General features: G+C 63.3%; 1 protein-coding gene and 2 pseudogenes. All 3 read left to right on the top strand.

Translation table 11 applies throughout. The features are described from left to right. Window positions 1-235 (top strand): annotated as a pseudogene (locus AACR77_RS13160) (mannitol-1-phosphate 5-dehydrogenase); the annotation flags it as partial. 97 nt (window positions 236-332) lie between these two features. Next, the gene (locus tag AACR77_RS13155; RefSeq protein ID WP_010672759.1) at window positions 333-854 is read left to right on the top strand and encodes an MltR family transcriptional regulator; all 522 of its coding nucleotides are present in this window, start codon (window positions 333-335) and stop codon (window positions 852-854) included. 94 nt (window positions 855-948) lie between these two features. After that, a pseudogene (locus tag AACR77_RS13150) lies at window positions 949-1,248 on the top strand (cation:proton antiporter); the annotation flags it as partial.

Below are 1,248 nucleotides of genomic sequence, written 5' to 3'. Positions count from 1 at the left end.
CGGGCTGGTGAAGCCGCTGCTCGGCACCCTGGAGTACGGCCTGCCGAGCGATCACCTGCAGGAGGGCATCGCCGCCGCACTGCATTACCGCAATGAGGACGATCCCCAGGCGGTGGAGCTGCAGGTCATGCTGGCGGAACTTGGTCCGGCACGGACCCTGGCCCGCGTCACCGGCCTGGATGAGCACAGCGATGTGGTACGCACCATCGTCGCCCGTTACAACAACTTGAAGTGACCTGATGGGGTGGCGTCACACCGCCCGTGACGGACCCCATACGATACAAACCGGGGGAGGGCCTGCTCTCCCCCTGTCAGCCGGACCCGAAGCACTTATGACCACACACCAGGAAGATGAAGTACTGGAGCGACTGAACGAGCAGGATGGCCCCCGCGGCTTCTTTCTCGAGGTCGTGACCATCCTGGAAGAGGCGGTCGACTCCCTGATGCGGCGAGCCTTTCGTCAGGAGGAGTATGCCGTCAAATACGCCATCGAACCCCTGCTCAACCAGAGCGGCCCCCTCGGCCAGCTGGAGGTGCGCCTCAAGCTCATCTTCGCCCTCGGCCTCATCTCCCTCGAGCGCTATCAGGATCTCGAGGCGTACCTGAAGATCCGCGACTTTCTGGTACGCGACCCCAAGGATTACCGCTTCAGCGACAAGCCGGTCCGCGATCTGCTCGAGCGCCTGAATGCCATCCAGCAGGGCAGCATGATGCCGCAGGATCCCCCGGCCAACGAGGAGGACTGGCCCCTCTACCAGATGCAGCTCAACCGGCTCGATCAGATGGTGCGCTCCGCCCTGGTGCTGGCGGTGACCGATTGCGTCACCGAACTCCACAAAGAGAGCCCCATCTGATCTGAGCGGCTCTCCCCTGCACGCCTGGCGGGTGTCATCTTGCCCCCCTTCCCCGCTACACTAGGTCCAACCCCATCACCTGTACGAGGTTGGCATGATTGCTCTCTCCCTCGCCGGAATTGCCCTCATTTCCCTGCTCGCCCAATGGCTTGCCTGGTCCGTGCGCGTTCCCGCCATTTTGTTCCTGCTGCTGAGCGGCCTCTTGCTCGGCCCGGTGACCGGTCTGCTCGATCCCGATCAGCTGCTGGGGGATCTGCTGTTTCCCCTGGTCTCCCTCTCGGTCGCCATCATCCTGTTTGAAGGAGCGCTGACCCTGCACCTGACCGAACTCAAGGGGATCGGCAAGGTGGTACGCAACCTCTGCTCCACCGGCATGGTGACCAGCTTTGCCGTC

Origin of the sequence: Aeromonas sp. ZOR0002, from assembly GCF_963866995.1 — a bacterium.
GTDB classification, from domain to species: Bacteria; Pseudomonadota; Gammaproteobacteria; order Enterobacterales; family Aeromonadaceae; genus Aeromonas; species Aeromonas caviae.
Note: the sequence above shows the minus strand (reverse complement) of the source record. Positions and strands in the feature narration are given on the sequence as shown.